We start from the raw sequence: 15,738 nt of genomic DNA, 5'->3' as shown, positions 1-15,738 counted from the left end.
GACCTTCCGAACCTGGCCCCGCCTCAAAGGAAAGGGCCCCGGCTGGTCCAGCCGGGGCCCTTTGGCTCAGGTCGATTGTAACAAAACCTCAGTTGGCCTGACGCCGGAGGAAGGCCGGGATATCAAGATGGTCGTCGCCCTGTGGCGCCGGGGCAACAGGTGCCGGGCGGCCATGAACGTCCAAACCCTGCGGCGCCGAACGCTTTGCATATTCCGATACCGGCTCGTGATTCGCCATTTGCTGGGCGACCGTGCGCTGCGGCTTGCGTTCCGGCAGCGGCGGCAGTGGCGCCATCGCCGGACCGGACGCCCGCGCGGCGATCGGCGGCTCGTTCTCCTCGTCGCGGCGGCCGAGGCCGACATTGGCCAGCCGCTGCAGCAGCGACAGCCGGGTCTTCTGCGGATGCTCCTCTTCGGGCTCACCACGCGCCTGCCGGATCTCGGCCTGCGCCGGCATCGGAAGTTCCTCGAACTTCGGCATCCGCGGCGTGCGGACCGGCGGGCGTTCGGCCGCTTGCGGGATGAAGGTTTCAGGCATCGCCGGCTCGGGCTCGATGCGGGCGGCCTCCTTGTCCGGGAACAGGGTCGGCTTCTGGGCGATCGGGCGAACCGTAACGTCGCCATAGGACGCCGGCTGGATCGGCGCCTGTTGCGGGGGTTCGACGGCGGCGGCGATCGCGGCGAGCGCCGCACGCTCGACATTTCCGCGCTGCGCCTGCGCAGCGGCGGGCGTCGGTGCCGCAGCGGCCACCTGCGGCGCCGACGCCGGCTCGAGCTTCTGGACGCGCTCGGCCAGGCGCGCATTGTCGGCGCGCAGGCGAGCCGTCAATTCAGCCAGACGCGAGTCCGGCGACGCCGTGGCGGCGGGTGCGGTGGCAGGTGCGGCGGCAGCAACCGGCGCAGGCTGGTTGCCGCGCGCGATCTGCGACTGATCGATGCCGGTCGCAACGACGGAGACGCGGATGATGCCGTCGAGCGATTCATCGAAAGTGGCGCCGACGATGATGTTGGCGTCCTGGTCGACTTCCTCACGAATCCGCGTGGCGGCTTCGTCGACTTCGAACAGCGTCAGGTCCTTGCCGCCGGTGATCGAAATCAGCAGACCCTTGGCGCCCTTCATCGAGCTATCGTCGATCAGCGGGTTGGCGATCGCGGCTTCGGCTGCGGTCAGCGCGCGCTTGTCGCCGGTCGCCTCGCCGGTGCCCATCATCGCCTTGCCCATTTCGCGCATCACCGCGCGGACATCGGCGAAGTCGAGGTTGATCAGGCCTTCCTTGACCATGAGATCGGTGATGCAGGCGACGCCCGAGTAGAGCACTTGATCGGCCATCGCGAAGGCGTCGGCGAAGGTGGTCTTTTCGTTGGCGACCCGGAACAGGTTCTGGTTCGGGATGATCAGGAGCGTGTCGACCACCTTGTGCAGCTCGGCAATGCCGGATTCGGCGGTGCGCATGCGGCGCTGGCCTTCAAAGTGGAACGGCTTGGTCACGACGCCAACGGTGAGGATGCCCATGTCGCGCGCGGTCTTGGCGATCACCGGGGCTGCGCCGGTGCCGGTGCCGCCGCCCATGCCGGCGGTGACGAACACCATGTTGGCGCCCGAGAGATGGTCGCGAAGCTCGTCGATGACCTCCTGCGCCGCCGCCGCGCCGACATCAGGCTGCGACCCTGCGCCGAGGCCCTGCGTGACCGCCGTGCCCATCTGCACGATGCGTTGGGCCTTCGACATGGTCAGCGCCTGCGCGTCGGTGTTGGCGACGACGAAGTCGACTCCCTGCAACCCGGCAGTGATCATGTTATTGACGGCATTGCCGCCTGCTCCACCGACACCGAAGACGGTAATCCGCGGTTTCAGCTCGCTGATGTCAGGGGGTGTCAGATTGAGTGCCATGATTGCCTCTCGATTACGACGCGCGCGTTGGTTCGCCCCGGCCGGTGGCCGCGGGATCTGGTGAAAATCGCTTGTTTGCAAGACCGGTCATCAGAAGCCCTCGCGAAGCCATCGTCCGACCCTTCCAAAATAACCGTCCGTCCCTGTCTTGAGTTGCCGCGTATGCCGCGGTTCGACGTGTTCAAGATGAGCGTATTGCGGATAGACCAGGAGGCCGGTCGGCACCGCGAACGAGGCGCTCTTGGCCTCGTTGGGCAGCCGGCCGAACCCGAGCGGACGGCCGATCCGGACCGGCCGGTTGAGAATGCGGGTGGCGAGCTCCACGGTGCCGGTGAGCTGGGACGCCCCGCCGCTCAAAACAACCCGCGCCCTCGGCTCTGCCGCAAAGGGGGAATCCGCGAGTCGGTCCCGGACCATTTCAAAAATCTCCTCGGCACGATGCCGGACGATGTTGGCAATCGTGGCGCGCGAGACGATCTGCGGCGCATCATGTTCTTCGCCCGCAGTCGGTACAGACATCAACTCGCGCGCGTCGGACCCGCCGGTCAGCACGGTGCCATATAACGTCTTGATTCGCTCGGCATCAGCAATGCATGCGCCGACGCCGCGGGCAAGGTCCATCGTCACATGCTGACCGCCGAGCGCAAATCCGCTCGCATGCACGAAACGGCCGCCCGAATAGGTCGCGATTGTAGTCGACCCGGCCCCCATTTCGACCACGGCCGCGCCGAGATCGGCCTCGTCGTCGGTCAGCACGGACAGGCCTGCTACATAAGGACTCGCCGCCATGGCCTCGACATTGAGGTGGCAGCGCTCGACTACCAGCATCAGGTTGCGGGCGACGGTGGCGTCCGCCGTCACCACCTGCATGTCGACGCCGAACTGCCGGGCCACCATGCCGCGCGGATCGCGGATCCCCTTGACGCCGTCCAGCGCGTAGCCGACCGGCAGTGCGTGCAGCACCGTGCGCCCCTCGCCGGTGGCGTGGCGCATGCCGGTGGAGGTCACCCGGGTGACGTCTTCAGCGGTGACCGAGCCGCCTCTGATATCGGCGGCGGCCTCGACAAGCTGGCCTTGCAGCCGCCCGCCGGAAACCGACAGCAATATTGATTCAACGCGGACCTTGGCCATGCGCTCGGCCAGCGCCACCGCCTGGCGCACCGCCTGCTCGCATTCGGCGAGATCGACCACGGAGCCTGCCTTGACGCCGCGCGATTGGATCTGGCTGTAGCCGATCAATTCCACCGCGTGGGTACGTCCGCGCAGCGCCTCGCTCGGCGGCGAGGGCTTCAGCCGCGCGATCATGCAGGCGATCTTGCTGGTGCCGATGTCGAGCGACGCCACCAGCGCCGTACGCTTGTGATCGACGGGCCGCGTCTTCGGGGTCTGGTTGCGATCGAGGCCGGTCATGCGTCACCGGCCTTTTTCTTCGGCTTCTTTTCCTTGAACAGTTCCTCGCGGGCCTTTGCCGCGTCCTCCGACAATTGCACCGTCAGGCGGTCCGGCAGGCGCATGTCGACGGCAACGATATCGCGCGAGAACAGCCGGTCCTCCTTGTCGAGCTTGCTCAACATCGCAAGTGCGTTGCCGACGTCGTTCTCCGGCAGGCGAATGTCGAGGCCGTCATTCAGCCGCAAATTCCAGCGCCGTTCGCCGACGAAAATCGCAGCTTTGGTCACCGAGCGGACCTGCGGATAGCGATCGAGCAGCGCGAGGAAATCACGCGCCTTGACGTCGGCCCCTTTGCCCACCACCAGCGGCAGCGTCGCGAAGCGGCGCGATACATAAGGCTCCAGTATTGCGCCGTCCTCGGAGATCACTGACAACTGGCCGGCCTGCTGCCACAGCGCGAAAGCCGTGCGCTCGACGATGTCGATCTGCAACTGGCCGGGATAAAGCTTCAGGATGGTCGCATCAGCGATCCAAGGATTGGCCTTGAGCCTGTCCCGCACCGTGACCGCGTCGAGAAACAACAGCGAGGAGCGGCCATTGATGCCGCCGATCGCGAGCACCTCGTCCTGACTCAATTGCTTGCGGCCGTTGATGATGACTTCGGTAATGCGGAATCCCGCCGAGTTGGCCAGCGCATTGCGCGTGTCGCTGAGCGCTGCCGTGAATGCGTCGAGGTGACCGCCCTTGACGATGCCAAAGCCGGCACTGCCGAGCAGCATCAGGAAGGTCAGGGCGACGCCGAGACGATTCGGAAGGTAACGTTCGACCAGGAGGACCAGGCGATTCGACGGCTCGCGATCGATCACGGGTCTTGCCGGGACCCGGGCGCGGCGGCCCAGCCGCTCGCGCAGCAACACGACCGCTCCAATAGCAGCCGCTTTCAGGTCAGCCTGGGGCCCCGGCGATCTCGCCGACCCCATGAGGCGTCCTGCACCATCCATTGCACGAGCCTATTCAAGTGTTGTTCCCGCAAAGCTTTTTTGCGAGTCCTGGCTCAAATGACCTCTCGGCCGTGCCGGACTTAAGTGCTGACCTGAAGTCGGAACAGGTACACCCCGGCAGCCAAGCGCCACATGCGCCGCCAGCGTTAACCTTCGGACTTACTGGTAAACAAAGTGTAAAACCGTCGCCCCGACGGCGAGATTTGATACGTGTTTTGAGTAGTTTGCCGCTCAACTGTTAGGATTTTGAAACAATTTTCGGGATCAGGGGCTGGTTCCCGGTTAACAGGGCAGCCGATCAAACCCGTTCCCGGCTCCGCCGCTCCGCCAACGCGATCTGGTCGCGCAGAAAGTCCGCAAATTCGATCCCCTGCACCTTCAGCGCCTTGGGATAGAGCGATGCCGCCGTCAGGCCCGGCAGGGTATTGGTTTCCAGGTAGACCGGCCCCTTCGCCGAGATGATGAAATCGGTCCGGGAATAGCCGGTGCAGGACAGCGCTTTGTGCGCTCGCAGCGCCTGATCCTTCAGGAGCGCACTGATTTCCGGAGAAAAGCGCCCGGGGCAGATCTCCTGCGTCGATTTGAGCAGGTATTTGGCCGTGTAGTCGAAGGTGCCCTCTCCGGGGACGATCTCGATCGGCGGAAGCGACATCAGCGTGCCATCCGATTGCTCCAGCACGCCACAGGTTGCTTCCGTGCCCGCGATGTACGGCTCGATCAGATATTCTTCGGTTTTAGCGGCGTTGCGGACCGCAACGAGGTCCTGCTTCGCGTTGACAAAGATCAGGCCGTAGCTTGAACCATCCCGCGCCGGCTTTGCAATCAGCCTGCCGTATTCGGCAAAGGCCGCGTCGAGATTGTCCAGCTCGATATCTTCCGGCGTAGCGACGCCCGCAATCGCCGCAAAGCGCTTGGCCGCCGCCTTGTCGAAGGCGAGGTTTGACGACGCCGAGCCGGAGCCGGTGAAGGGAATCCCACGCAGTTCGCACATCGCCTGCAGCTCGCCGTTCTCGGCGCGGCCGCCGTGCAATCCGAGTACAAGCACGCGGTCCTCGGCTTTGGCCTTGTCCAGCGCCTTGTTCAGCTCGATGCAGCGGCCAGCCGGCTTGAATTCATCCTCGAACGGGCGCGCGTGCTCCAGCAGCAGGGTCGAGTTGATCTCATGCACGGTGTCCGCCACGGACCAGAACCAGAGATCGGCTTCCGGCAGGGCCCGGTGCAGCGCCTGCGCGCTTGCCACCGAAACCAGACGCTCCTTGTTGGTGCCGCCGAAGAGAATGGTCGTTCGCATTGGCCTCTACCTATCCGTCATTCCGCTATCGGTCATTCCGGCATGCTCCCAAGGAGCAGACCCGGAATCTCGAGATTCTCTGATGTGCAATAGCACATCATAGTTCGATGCTTCGCATCGGCCCGGAACGACGACTAGACCGGAATCCCGATCCGCTTGATTTCCCAGTGTAGCTCTATGCCAGAATTCGCTTTAACCCGCTCGCGCACGGTTTCGCCCAAGATTTCAATATCATGCCCGCTGGCGTTGCCGGTGTTGATGAGGAAATTGCAGTGCATTTCCGAGACCTGCGCTCCTCCCACACGCAGGCCCCGGCAGCCGGCAGCGTCGATCAGTTTCCACGCGCTGTTGCCGGGCGGATTCTTGAAGGTCGACCCCCCGGTTTTTTCGCGGATCGGCTGCGCGGTCTCGCGATGATTCTGAACTTCATTCATCCGTGCGCGGATGGTTTCGGGCGCTGCAGCGGCGCCTTGAAAACGCGCGGAGGTGAAAACGATCGCCGGGTCGACGCCGCTGTTGCGGTAGACGAACTTCATGTCGGCATTGCTGAAAACACGCCTGGTGCCGTCGCGGCCGATACCGGTTGCTTCGACCAGGACATCCTTGGTCTCGCGCCCATTGGCGCCGGCATTCATCCGCAGTGCGCCGCCGATGGTGCCGGGAATGCCGAAGAAGAATTCCATGCCGCCGATGCCGGCCGCGGCGGCGGTCTCCGCCACCCGCTTGTCGAGCGCGGCTGTCCCTGCGCTGACGACATCGCCGGAAGCCGAGGTCTCGCCAAATGCCCGCGGCGACAGGCGAATCACCACGCCCGGCATCCCGCCGTCACGCACGATCAAGTTGGAGCCGACGCCGACCACGTAAGTCGGCAACTCCTTCGGAAGCAGCTTTAAGAAATAGGCGAGATCGTCTTCATCTGCCGGCGTGAACAGCACCTGCGCCGGCCCGCCGACGCGAAACCAGGTCAATTCGGCAAGCGACTGGTTCGCCAAGAGCCGCCCACGCAGCTCCGGCATCGCGGCCTTGAGGTCAGGCGTGAGGTCGGGGAATGTCAAGAATGCTCTCTCATTTCGTCATGGCCGAGCTTGTCCCGGCCATCCACGTCTTGCAGACTATCCGCATGGCAGGTGGCTATGTTTACATTCTGACCAACCGACCGAATGGCATCCTGTATGTCGGGGTGACGAGCGATCTGGTCCGTCGGGTGTTTGAACATCGGTCGGGATTCGTAGACGGTTTCACAAAACGATATGGCCTGAAGCGATTGGTCTATTTCGAATGATTCGACGACATCCGAGACGCTATCCAGCGCGAACACAGTATCAAACATTGGCCCCGCGGCTGGAAGGTTCGCAAGATTGTCGCCATGAATCCGGATTGGGACGACCTTTTTGATACAATCGCGACTTAAGGACGTGGATGGCCGGGACAAGCCCGGCCATGACGAGACTGAGGGCGAAATGCTCATCACCCCAGCGCCTTCAGTTCGCCAGGCAGCGCGTAGGCCCATTGCGTGATGTTGCCGGCCCCCAGGCAGACGACGAGATCGCCTGGATTGGCGATACCGCGCACGACCTTGGCCAGCTCCCCCGAACTCGGCAGCGGGATCACCTCGCGATGGCCATGCGCGCGCAGGCCGAGGACAAAATGGTCACGGTCGATCCCTTCGATCGGCGTCTCGCCGGCCGGATAAACCTCGGCCACAATAACGGCGTCGGCATCGTTGAAGCATGTGCAGAATTCCTCGAACAGCGATTGCAGCCGGGTAAAGCGGTGCGGCTGCACCACGGCGATGATCTTGCCGCCATATGAATCCCGTGCAGCCTTCAGCACCGCCGCGATCTCGACCGGGTGATGGCCATAGTCATCAATGACGGTGACGCCGTTCCACTCGCCGGTGCGGGTGAAGCGCCGCTTGACCCCCCCGAAGCCCGCGATCGCCTGGCGGATCGCGTCGTCGGAAATGCCAAGCTCGTGCGCGACGGCGATGGCGGCCGTGGCATTCGAGGCGTTGTGACGCCCGGGCATCGGCAAGGTGATGTCTGATATCTCGTGGCTGGCGTCGGTCTTGCGATTGCGGATCGCGACCTTGAATTTCGATCCGCCGGCGATCGGCGTCAGCTCCATCAGCCGCGCGTCGGCCTGCGGGTTCTCGCCATAGGTGATGATGCGGCGATCCTCGATCCGCCCGACGATGCTCTGCACCACCGGATGATCGATGCACATCACCGCAAAGCCGTAGAACGGCACGTTCTCGACGAAATTGCGGAACGCGTCCTGGATCGCCTCGAAGGTCTTGAAATGATCGAGATGCTCGGGATCGACGTTGGTGACGATAGCGACGTCAGTCGGCAGTTTCAAAAATGTGCCGTCGCTTTCGTCGGCTTCCACCACCATCCAGTCGCCGGCGCCCAGCCGCGCATTGGTGCCGTAGGCGTTGATGATGCCGCCATTGATCACGGTCGGGTCGAGGTTGCCGCCGTCCAGCAGCGCCGCGACCATCGACGTCGTGGTGGTCTTGCCATGGGTGCCGGCAATCGCGACACAGCTTTTCAGCCGCATCAGCTCGGCAAGCATTTCGGCGCGGCGCACCACCGGGATGCGCTGCGCGCGCGCCGCCATCAGTTCCGGATTGTCGCGCTTGATCGCGGTGGAGACCACGACGACGTCAGCGCCGTCGACATTCTCGGCCTTGTGGCCAACCGAGACCTTGACGCCCTTCTCCCGCAGCCGCGCGACATTGCCGCTTTCGGAAGCGTCCGAGCCCTGCACGGTGTAGCCGAGATTGACGAGCACCTCGGCGATGCCGCTCATGCCGATGCCGCCGATCCCGACGAAGTGAATGGGTCCGATCTCGCGCGGCAGTCTCATGGGTATGTCCTTGGCCGTCATCGCCCGCCTTGTGCGCGATTGCGCACAGGCGCGGGGCGATCCAGTATTTCGCGAAGCCAGTATTCGTAAGAGCCAAGGCTCAAATCAGGCGCCGCAGTATACTGGATGCCCCGCTTTCGCGGCGCATGACAAGGGGCAATTTTGCGAACAATCGCCTAGATTCCGGCCGTTTTCATCACCAGGTCGGCCAGCCGTTCGGCGGCATCGAGCCGGCCTACCCTGCGGGCGGCCTCTGCCATCGCGGTCAGCCGCGCCGGCTCGGTGGCGAAAGCGGAGATTTCGGCCGCCAGCCGGTCGGGTGTGAATTCGGTCTGCGCAATCCGTATAGCCCCGTCCACCTTGGCCAGCACGCCGGCATTGGCGAACTGGTCCTGATCGATCGCGCCGGGCAGCGGCACCAGGATCGAGGGCCGGCCAATCGCGGCGAGTTCCGCGACCGTGCCGGCTCCGGAGCGCGAGACCACCAGATGGCTGGACGCCAGCCGGGCCGGCAGATCGGCAAAGAACGGCGCGAGCTCGGCCTTGATCTGGAGGCGATCGTAGACCGCCCAGACCCGCGCCATGTCTTCCTCGCGCACCTGTTGCGTCAGGACCAGGCGTCTCCAAAGCACCGGCTCGAGCCGCTCGATCGCGCCCGGTACGATGTCGCTCATCACCCGCGCGCCCTGGCTGCCGCCGACCACCAGCAAGCGCAGCGTTCCATTCGGTTCAGGCGCAGCAAACGGCACCGCGGCGGCGGCAAGGATCGCCGGCCGCATCGGCGTTCCGACCGTCGTGGCCTTTCCTGCGAGGGCCGGATCGCGATCCAGCACGCCCGGCAACGAGGTCGCAATTGCATTGACGCGGCCGGAGAGAAAACGGTTGGCGCGGCCGAGCACCGCATTGGCGTCGTGAATGATGCCGGGCACGCCGAGCAGCCTTGCCGCGATCAGCGGCGGCAGCGTCGGGTAGCCGCCGAAGCCAACCACGGCGGCAGGCTTCAGCCGCCGCACGAGGTTAATTGCCACGCCTGTTCCATAGCCGAGCGTCATGACAGTGCGCGCCAGCGATAACGGATTGCGCCCGCGCACCGTCTCGCTCGGCACAACGTCGATGTTGTCAGTGGTGAACAGGCCGCTGTAGCGCAGCGCGCGGGCATCGGTCGCCAGCCGCACGCGGAGGCCGCGTTTGATCAGTTCGACACCAAGCGCTTCGGCCGGAAACAGATGACCGCCGGTGCCGCCGGCGGCCAGCAGAATGAGAGGGGAATTGTCCATCGAGGCCTTTTACAGGCAATCAGCCGTCATTGCGAGCGGAGCGAAGCAATCCATACCTCGGCACGGGGATAGATGGATTGCTTCGTCGCGTTGCTCCTCGCAATGACAAGGAGATGGCATCGCTATTAAGCGTAACCGCGCGCAACGCCGGCCTCGTTCATCGATTCCACCTCGGTGCGCGGGCGCTGTCGCGTCAGCGCCAGCATCATGCCGACGCCATAGGCGAGCGAGATGATCGACGAGCCGCCATAGGAGATGAAGGGCAGCGTCATGCCCTTGGCGGGGATCAGTTGCAAATTGACCGCCATGTTGATGGCAGCCTGCACGCCGAACAGGATGGCAAGTCCCGAAGCCGCAAAGCGCGCGAACATGTCTTCGTTGGCATAGGCGCGGGTCAGCGTGCGGAGCACGATGAATGCGAACAGGGCGACCAGCGCCAGACACAGAATGATGCCGAACTCTTCCGCCGCCACTGCGAACACGAAGTCGGTATGGCTGTCCGGCAGGCTGCGCTTGGCGATGCCCTCGCCGGGGCCGAGCCCGAACCAGCCGCCGTTCCAGAACGCTTCCATCGCCATGTCGACCTGGAAGGTATCGCCGGAGGCCGGGTTCATGAAGCGCTTGATGCGGCCGGCGACATGCGGAACCAGCAGATAGGCGCTGAACAATCCGGCAGCCGCGGCGCCGGCAAGGCCGGCCACCCAGATCATCCGCATGCCGGCGATGAAGAACAGCGTCCCCCATACCATCAGGATCAGCATGGTCTGACCGAAATCCGGCTCCATCACCAGAAGTGACACCAGCGTCAATAGCAGCACCATTGCCATCGAAGTCGCCGGCATTTCCGGCCGCCTGGTGGATTCCGCAAACAACCATGCCGCCATCACGACGAAGGCGGGCTTGGCGGATTCGGAGGCCTGAATGTTGACGCCGAGCAGCGTGATCCAGCGCCGCGATCCCTTCACTTCCGCGCCAAATGCCAGCGTCGCCACGATGAGGATGATGCTCACCACAAAGACCAGCAGCGCCAGCCGGCGGATCTGCTTGGGCGAGAGGAACGACACCCCGATCAGCACCAGAAGCGACGGCAGCAGGAACAGCATGTGCCGGCTGAAGAAGTGAAACGGATCGAGCCCGATCCGGGTCGCCACCGGCGGGCTCGCCGCCAGCGACAGGATCACCCCGCCCAGCATCAGCGCCATGATCGCGCCGAGCAGCAGCTTGTCCACGGTCCACCACCAGTCCGAAAACGGCGTGCGTTGATCACGGGCAAGCATGGACGTCCCCAAATGGCAGAGGTGACGCCCATTGGTGGCGCAGGATGGTTTATGGGGGGTTAATGGGAGGGATAACTTTTGAAATAGCGCGCGGTCGTGCCTCACAACAGATCGTCATACCCGCGAAGGCGGGTATCCAGTAGCAGGGGCCTATCGGATCTATCGCTGATGTCTTTGGAATACTGGATCACCCGCCCCTGTGCGCAATTGCGCACAAGGCGGGTGACGACAGTCCGTGGATGGCTGGAGCGAAGCGATACTCATTATTTCATTTTTGCATCGGCCGCGATCATTTCTCGTCCATTGGTGGTCACGATCGTCAGCCGCACGTGCTCGCCGCTGCCGCCGGCGGGAATCTTCGCCGCAACGCGGTTTCCGCTTTTCATGTCGGGTATCACCGTCTCGTCGAACAATGTCGCATGGCCGTGTTTCAACGCTACGCGCAACGGCGTGGCCGGTTCGATGCTGAAGAACTGAAGTTTTACTTCGGAGGCCGTGGCCGAGAGATTAATCAGGATATTCTCATTCGCATCCGTCACATTGCTCATGCCGACGGTCGGACTGTAGGTCTCCCTAACAGATACTTCACCCCGCGCGGGAAGCCTGGCCCGGTGGAAGAACTGGTCCGACACGCCCGCCCACAATTCAATGTAAGGCCGCGCTTCGCTCGGCTCGTTGCGCGCGTCGGTTTCGTGCGTGAACGACGGAAATCCCCACGTCCACATCTTCAGACCCGGCGTGACTTTATTGTCCGCGATGCGAATGATCCCTTCCTCATTGTCGTGGTTGATCACGCCCCAGAAGTTTCCGCCCTGCATATCGGGCGCCGCATAGGCGATGCCCATCGTCGGCCAGCTCTTGAAATAGCGCAATTTCACAAAACGGCTCCTGCCCGCACCTAGGCTCTCCTCGCCTTCGGACAGATTCTTCGACCAAGCGGGCGTGGTGTAGGCCTCAATCGGCGCGATGATTTCGGCGCCGCCGGTCGCTTTGGGAGTCTTCGCGTCCGACCCCGGCGCGAGCGTCGTGCACGTCCAGTACTCGTAGTCCACGGTTTTGTCGCGCGGGTTTCTCAGAACCACCCGTGTATCGAGCGCGGCGCGATCGGCTTTCAGCGTGACATAGTAGGTCGCTTCGATGCCTGTCGCCCCCTTGAGGAACTGGCTTGGCGCCGCGGAATACGCGAAGTCATCCTTGAGCGACATGGACACGGTCACTTCGCCGGCACTCTCCTCCTCTACCCTGAAATTCCAGGGCTTGAGCCACGTCTTGCCGTGCTCGGGATCCGGGAAGGTGGGGAAGATGCCGCCATACACCATCAACCAGTCGTAATAAAAGACACCGGCCTCCATCCCGTATGGCACGCCTATTTCGGTCCGATAAAGCTGTTCGTGGCCGGTCGGCTTGTAGATGATGGAGAGAATGCGCCCGCCAAATTCGGGGACGAGCGTCGCCTTCAGATAGCGATTCTCGAGCACGTAGGTCTTGAACGTGCGATCGACAATGGTCTTCTTGTCGAGCGATCCGCTGACGAACCCGTTATCCGCAGCGGTCGCGTACTTGACGGTGCTCCATGAAATCGTCGACTCGCTGAGAGATACGCTGTCGGATGCCAGCGCTGCCATGCCTGCGACGGCATGAAGCGCAAAGATCGCCGAATGGACTGCAATCGCAAAACGAACAGGCTTACGTGAGGGAGGATGAATTGCCATTTGCGACGCCCTCGAATGGCAGGAGCGAAGCTGATGGGTTTCGCTGCGCTCTACCCATCCTACAATTAAACCACGGGCTTCTCACCCGGCATTACCATCTGCGCCTTCTGCAACGCCACGATCAATTGTTCCAATTCCTGCCTGCCAAAAAAGACTTCAACATCGCCGCGTCGTTTGAGAGACAATGTAAGTCCGGCGATCTCACCTTGCACACGGACCACGGCTACAGCTTCATCTCCACAATCGCGGTCTTTAAAACAGATTGTTGCAACTTCCACCGCAACTCCCCTACCTGTCACGTCCTCGATGACGGATCAGTGACCGCCTTCCTTCACACCACCGGCTTCACGCCCGGCATGGCCGTGACCAGATCGCGAAACTTGGCGCCACGGATTTCGAAATTGCGGTACTGGTCGAACGAGGCGCAGGCGGGCGACAGCAGCACCACCGGATCGGCGATCCCAGAGGCTTCCGCATCGCGTGCGGCATTGGCGACCGCGACATCGAGCGTTTCGGAAATCTCGTGCGGCACGCGATCGCCGAGCGTACCGGCGAACTCCTGCGCGGCCTCGCCGATCAGGTAGGCCTTGCGGATCCGCGGGAAGTATTCGGTGAGGCCGGTGATGCCGCCCTGCTTCGGCTTGCCGCCGGCGATCCAGAAGATGTCGGCGAAGGACGACAGCGCGTGCGCGGCGGCGTCCGCGTTGGTGCCCTTGGAATCGTTGACGAACAGCACGTTGCCGCGCCGACCGACCTGCTCCATGCGATGCGCGAGCCCAGGAAAGCTGCGCAGGCCGTTTTGCAAAACTTCGGTGGAGATGCCCATCGCCAACGCGCAGGCCGCGGCGCAGGCTGCGTTCTGCGCATTGTGCAGCCCGCGCAGCGAACCGATGCCGCCCAGCCGTGCAACCTCGCGGCGCGCACCGCCGGAGGCCTGCACGATGGTCTCGCGCTCGACATAGATGCCGTCAGGCAGCGGGTTCTTGACGGAGATCCGCACCACGCGTTTTCCCGCCTGGTCGAGCCGGTCGGCGATGTTGCGGCACCAGCCATCGTCGACGCCGACGATCGAGGTGCCCTGCGGCTGGACGCCGGCAACCAGCCGCGCCTTCACGGCGGCATAGTTTTCCAGCGTGCCGTGGCGGTCGATATGGTCTTCGCTGACATTGAGCAGGATGCCGACGGACGGATCGAGCGAGGGCGCCAGGTCGATCTGGTAGGACGACATCTCGACGACATGCACGCGCCCCATCCGCGGCGGCTCCAGCGACAGGATTGCGGTGCCGATATTGCCGCCCATCTGGGTGTCGTAGCCCGCAACCTTCATCAGATGCGCGATCAGGGCCGTGGTGGTCGACTTGCCGTTGGTGCCGGTGATGGCAACGAACGGCGCGTCCGGTGCGTGGCGGCGGCGCTCCCTGCAGAACAGTTCGATGTCGCCGATCACCTCACAGCCGGCCTGCCGCGCCATCAGCGCCGACCAATGCGGCGCCGGATGGGTCAGCGGCGCGCCCGGGGTGAGAATCAGCGCGGAAAAATTCGCCCAGGACACGGTGCGCAAATCGGCCGTGGTAAAGCCGGCCTGTGCCGCCTTGGCGACATTTTCGGCGTTATCGTCGCCCGCGATCACCTCCGCCCCGCCCGCTTTCAGCGCGTAGCAGCTCGCAAGGCCGGAACCACCTAGGCCGAACACCGCGACCGTCTTGTCGGCGAATGAAGTGACGGGGATCATGATGCCTCCGCGGTCATTCCGGAAATCGCGCAGCGATTATCCGGAATCTCGAGATTCCGGATTGCCGCTTCGCGGCCTCCGGAATGACAGCCGTAGGATTGCATCATCATCACCGCAGCTTCAGCGTGGAGAGGCCGGCCAGCGCCAGCATCACCGAAATGATCCAGAACCGGATCACGATCTGCGGCTCGGTCCAGCCCTTCTGCTCGAAATGATGGTGCAGCGGCGCCATCCGGAACACACGCTTGCCCGTCAGCTTGAACGAGGTCACCTGCACGATCACGGAGACGGCCTCCAGCACGAACAATCCGCCGATCACGGCCAGCACGATCTCGTGCTTGACCGCGACCGCCGTCGCCCCGAGCATGCCGCCGAGCGCGAGCGAGCCGGTGTCGCCCATGAAGATCGAGGCCGGCGGCGCATTGAACCAGAGGAACCCGAGGCCGGCGCCGAGCACGGCGCCGCACAGCACCGCGAGCTCACCGGTGCCGGCGACATATCTGATCTGCAGGTAGTCGGAGAACACCGCGTTGCCGGTCAAATACGAGATCATGCCAAAGCTCGCGGCAGCGATCATGACCGGCACGATCGCAAGCCCGTCGAGACCGTCGGTCAGGTTCACCGCATTGCCGGCGCCGACGATGACGAACGCGCCGAAGATCACGAAGAACCAGCCGAAATTGATCACGACGTCCTTGAGGAAAGGGATCGCCAGCGACGTCGATGTCGCGTCGCGGCCGAGCCGCACCAGCGCATAGCAGGCGGCGAGCGCGAGCACCGCTTCGATCAGGAGCCGCAGCTTGCCGGCGAAGCCGCTGTGGCTCTGCTTCGTCACCTTCAGATAGTCGTCGTAGAATCCGACAAAGCCGAAGCCGAGCGTTACCGCGAGCACGATCCAGACATAGGGGTTGAGCGGATTGGCCCACAGCAGCGTCGCCACCACGACGCCGGAGAGGATCATCAGCCCGCCCATCGTCGGCGTGCCTTTCTTGGAGATCAGATGCGATTGCGGGCCGTCGGTGCGGATCGGTTGGCCCTTGCCTTGGCGGAGGCGCAGATGATCGATGATCCACGGCCCGAACAGGAACACGAACAGCGCGCCCGTCACCATCGCCCCGCCAGTGCGGAAGGTGATGTAGCGAAACACGTTGAGCACGCCGCGGAAGATGCCAAAACCGGGGACGGTGTTGGAAAGCTCGATCAGCCAGTAAAACATCCAAAAGGCCCTGTCACGCGGCGTGGTTGCGCCGTCTTTGGCGGAAGCGCTCCGCAAACGCCTTGATAATCGTTTTCA

At 63.6% G+C, this 15,738-nt stretch carries 12 protein-coding genes and 1 pseudogene; 1 reads left to right on the top strand and 12 read right to left on the bottom strand.

The window, feature by feature from the left end; all coding sequences use genetic code 11:
* Positions 1–88 precede the first annotated feature (88 nt).
* The 5 genes from ftsZ to murB form a co-directional block, all read right to left on the bottom strand.
* Entirely contained in the window at positions 89–1,891 is a 1,803-nt protein-coding gene (ftsZ, locus tag HCN50_RS14505; protein WP_171710338.1) for a cell division protein FtsZ, read from the bottom strand.
* A 90-nt stretch (positions 1,892–1,981) separates the two neighbouring features.
* Positions 1,982–3,301, bottom strand: a complete 1,320-nt coding sequence (gene ftsA, locus HCN50_RS14500; protein ID WP_171710337.1) for a cell division protein FtsA — start codon at positions 3,299–3,301, stop codon at positions 1,982–1,984.
* Positions 3,298–4,284, bottom strand: a complete 987-nt coding sequence (locus HCN50_RS14495; protein WP_171710336.1) for a cell division protein FtsQ/DivIB — start codon at positions 4,282–4,284, stop codon at positions 3,298–3,300. Before HCN50_RS14495 ends, ftsA begins: the two co-directional genes overlap by 4 nt.
* 298 nt (positions 4,285–4,582) lie before the next feature.
* The gene (locus HCN50_RS14490) at positions 4,583–5,575 is read right to left on the bottom strand and encodes a D-alanine--D-alanine ligase family protein (RefSeq protein WP_171710335.1); all 993 of its coding nucleotides are present in this window, start codon (positions 5,573–5,575) and stop codon (positions 4,583–4,585) included.
* A gap of 134 nt (positions 5,576–5,709) precedes the next feature.
* A complete protein-coding gene (gene murB, locus HCN50_RS14485; RefSeq protein WP_171710334.1) occupies positions 5,710–6,630 on the bottom strand; it encodes a UDP-N-acetylmuramate dehydrogenase in 921 nt (306 codons plus the stop codon).
* A 20-nt stretch (positions 6,631–6,650) separates the two neighbouring features.
* Here murB and HCN50_RS14480 point away from each other — a divergent pair.
* Positions 6,651–6,986: pseudogene (locus tag HCN50_RS14480) on the top strand (GIY-YIG nuclease family protein).
* Positions 6,987–7,042: 56 nt separating this feature from the next.
* On the opposite strand, the gene murC reads toward HCN50_RS14480, so the two are convergent.
* The 7 genes from murC to mraY form a co-directional block, all read right to left on the bottom strand.
* Positions 7,043–8,446, bottom strand: coding sequence for a UDP-N-acetylmuramate--L-alanine ligase (gene murC, locus HCN50_RS14475; RefSeq protein ID WP_171710333.1), 1,404 nt, complete (start codon positions 8,444–8,446; stop codon positions 7,043–7,045).
* A 176-nt stretch (positions 8,447–8,622) separates the two neighbouring features.
* Positions 8,623–9,723: an undecaprenyldiphospho-muramoylpentapeptide beta-N-acetylglucosaminyltransferase gene (gene murG, locus HCN50_RS14470; RefSeq protein WP_171710332.1), complete on the bottom strand. Its 1,101-nt coding sequence runs from the start codon at positions 9,721–9,723 to the stop codon at positions 8,623–8,625.
* A 125-nt stretch (positions 9,724–9,848) separates the two neighbouring features.
* Positions 9,849–11,000 (bottom strand): putative lipid II flippase FtsW, encoded by a 1,152-nt coding sequence (gene ftsW, locus HCN50_RS14465; RefSeq protein WP_171710331.1) that lies wholly within the window; start codon positions 10,998–11,000, stop codon positions 9,849–9,851.
* A gap of 263 nt (positions 11,001–11,263) precedes the next feature.
* Positions 11,264–12,712, bottom strand: coding sequence for a DUF5107 domain-containing protein (locus HCN50_RS14460; protein ID WP_171710330.1), 1,449 nt, complete (start codon positions 12,710–12,712; stop codon positions 11,264–11,266).
* Positions 12,713–12,777: 65 nt separating this feature from the next.
* Positions 12,778–12,990 carry a hypothetical protein gene (locus HCN50_RS14455; RefSeq protein WP_171710329.1) on the bottom strand — a complete coding sequence of 71 codons (213 nt, stop codon included), beginning with the start codon at positions 12,988–12,990 and terminating at the stop codon, positions 12,778–12,780.
* 53 nt (positions 12,991–13,043) lie between these two features.
* Positions 13,044–14,444 carry a UDP-N-acetylmuramoyl-L-alanine--D-glutamate ligase gene (gene murD, locus HCN50_RS14450; RefSeq protein WP_171710328.1) on the bottom strand — a complete coding sequence of 467 codons (1,401 nt, stop codon included), beginning with the start codon at positions 14,442–14,444 and terminating at the stop codon, positions 13,044–13,046.
* A gap of 109 nt (positions 14,445–14,553) precedes the next feature.
* Positions 14,554–15,660, bottom strand: coding sequence for a phospho-N-acetylmuramoyl-pentapeptide-transferase (gene mraY, locus HCN50_RS14445; RefSeq protein ID WP_171710327.1), 1,107 nt, complete (start codon positions 15,658–15,660; stop codon positions 14,554–14,556).
* Positions 15,661–15,738: the final 78 nt, after the last annotated feature.

The organism is Bradyrhizobium archetypum (genome assembly GCF_013114835.1).
Taxonomy (GTDB): Bacteria; Pseudomonadota; Alphaproteobacteria; order Rhizobiales; family Xanthobacteraceae; genus Bradyrhizobium; species Bradyrhizobium archetypum.
Note: the sequence above shows the minus strand (reverse complement) of the source record. Positions and strands in the feature narration are given on the sequence as shown.

What these genes read in the sequence shown, in the direction of transcription:
- ftsZ (WP_171710338.1), bottom strand. Translation starts at nt 1,891, where the DNA reads ATGGCACTCAATCTGACACCCCCTGACATCAGCGAGCTGAAACCGCGG.
- ftsA (WP_171710337.1), bottom strand. Translation starts at nt 3,301, where the DNA reads ATGACCGGCCTCGATCGCAACCAGACCCCGAAGACGCGGCCCGTCGAT.
- HCN50_RS14495 (WP_171710336.1), bottom strand. Translation starts at nt 4,284, where the DNA reads ATGGATGGTGCAGGACGCCTCATGGGGTCGGCGAGATCGCCGGGGCCC.
- HCN50_RS14490 (WP_171710335.1), bottom strand. Translation starts at nt 5,575, where the DNA reads ATGCGAACGACCATTCTCTTCGGCGGCACCAACAAGGAGCGTCTGGTT.
- murC (WP_171710333.1), bottom strand. Translation starts at nt 8,446, where the DNA reads ATGAGACTGCCGCGCGAGATCGGACCCATTCACTTCGTCGGGATCGGC.
- murG (WP_171710332.1), bottom strand. Translation starts at nt 9,723, where the DNA reads ATGGACAATTCCCCTCTCATTCTGCTGGCCGCCGGCGGCACCGGCGGT.
- ftsW (WP_171710331.1), bottom strand. Translation starts at nt 11,000, where the DNA reads ATGCTTGCCCGTGATCAACGCACGCCGTTTTCGGACTGGTGGTGGACC.
- HCN50_RS14460 (WP_171710330.1), bottom strand. Translation starts at nt 12,712, where the DNA reads ATGGCAATTCATCCTCCCTCACGTAAGCCTGTTCGTTTTGCGATTGCA.
- murD (WP_171710328.1), bottom strand. Translation starts at nt 14,444, where the DNA reads ATGATCCCCGTCACTTCATTCGCCGACAAGACGGTCGCGGTGTTCGGC.
- mraY (WP_171710327.1), bottom strand. Translation starts at nt 15,660, where the DNA reads ATGTTTTACTGGCTGATCGAGCTTTCCAACACCGTCCCCGGTTTTGGC.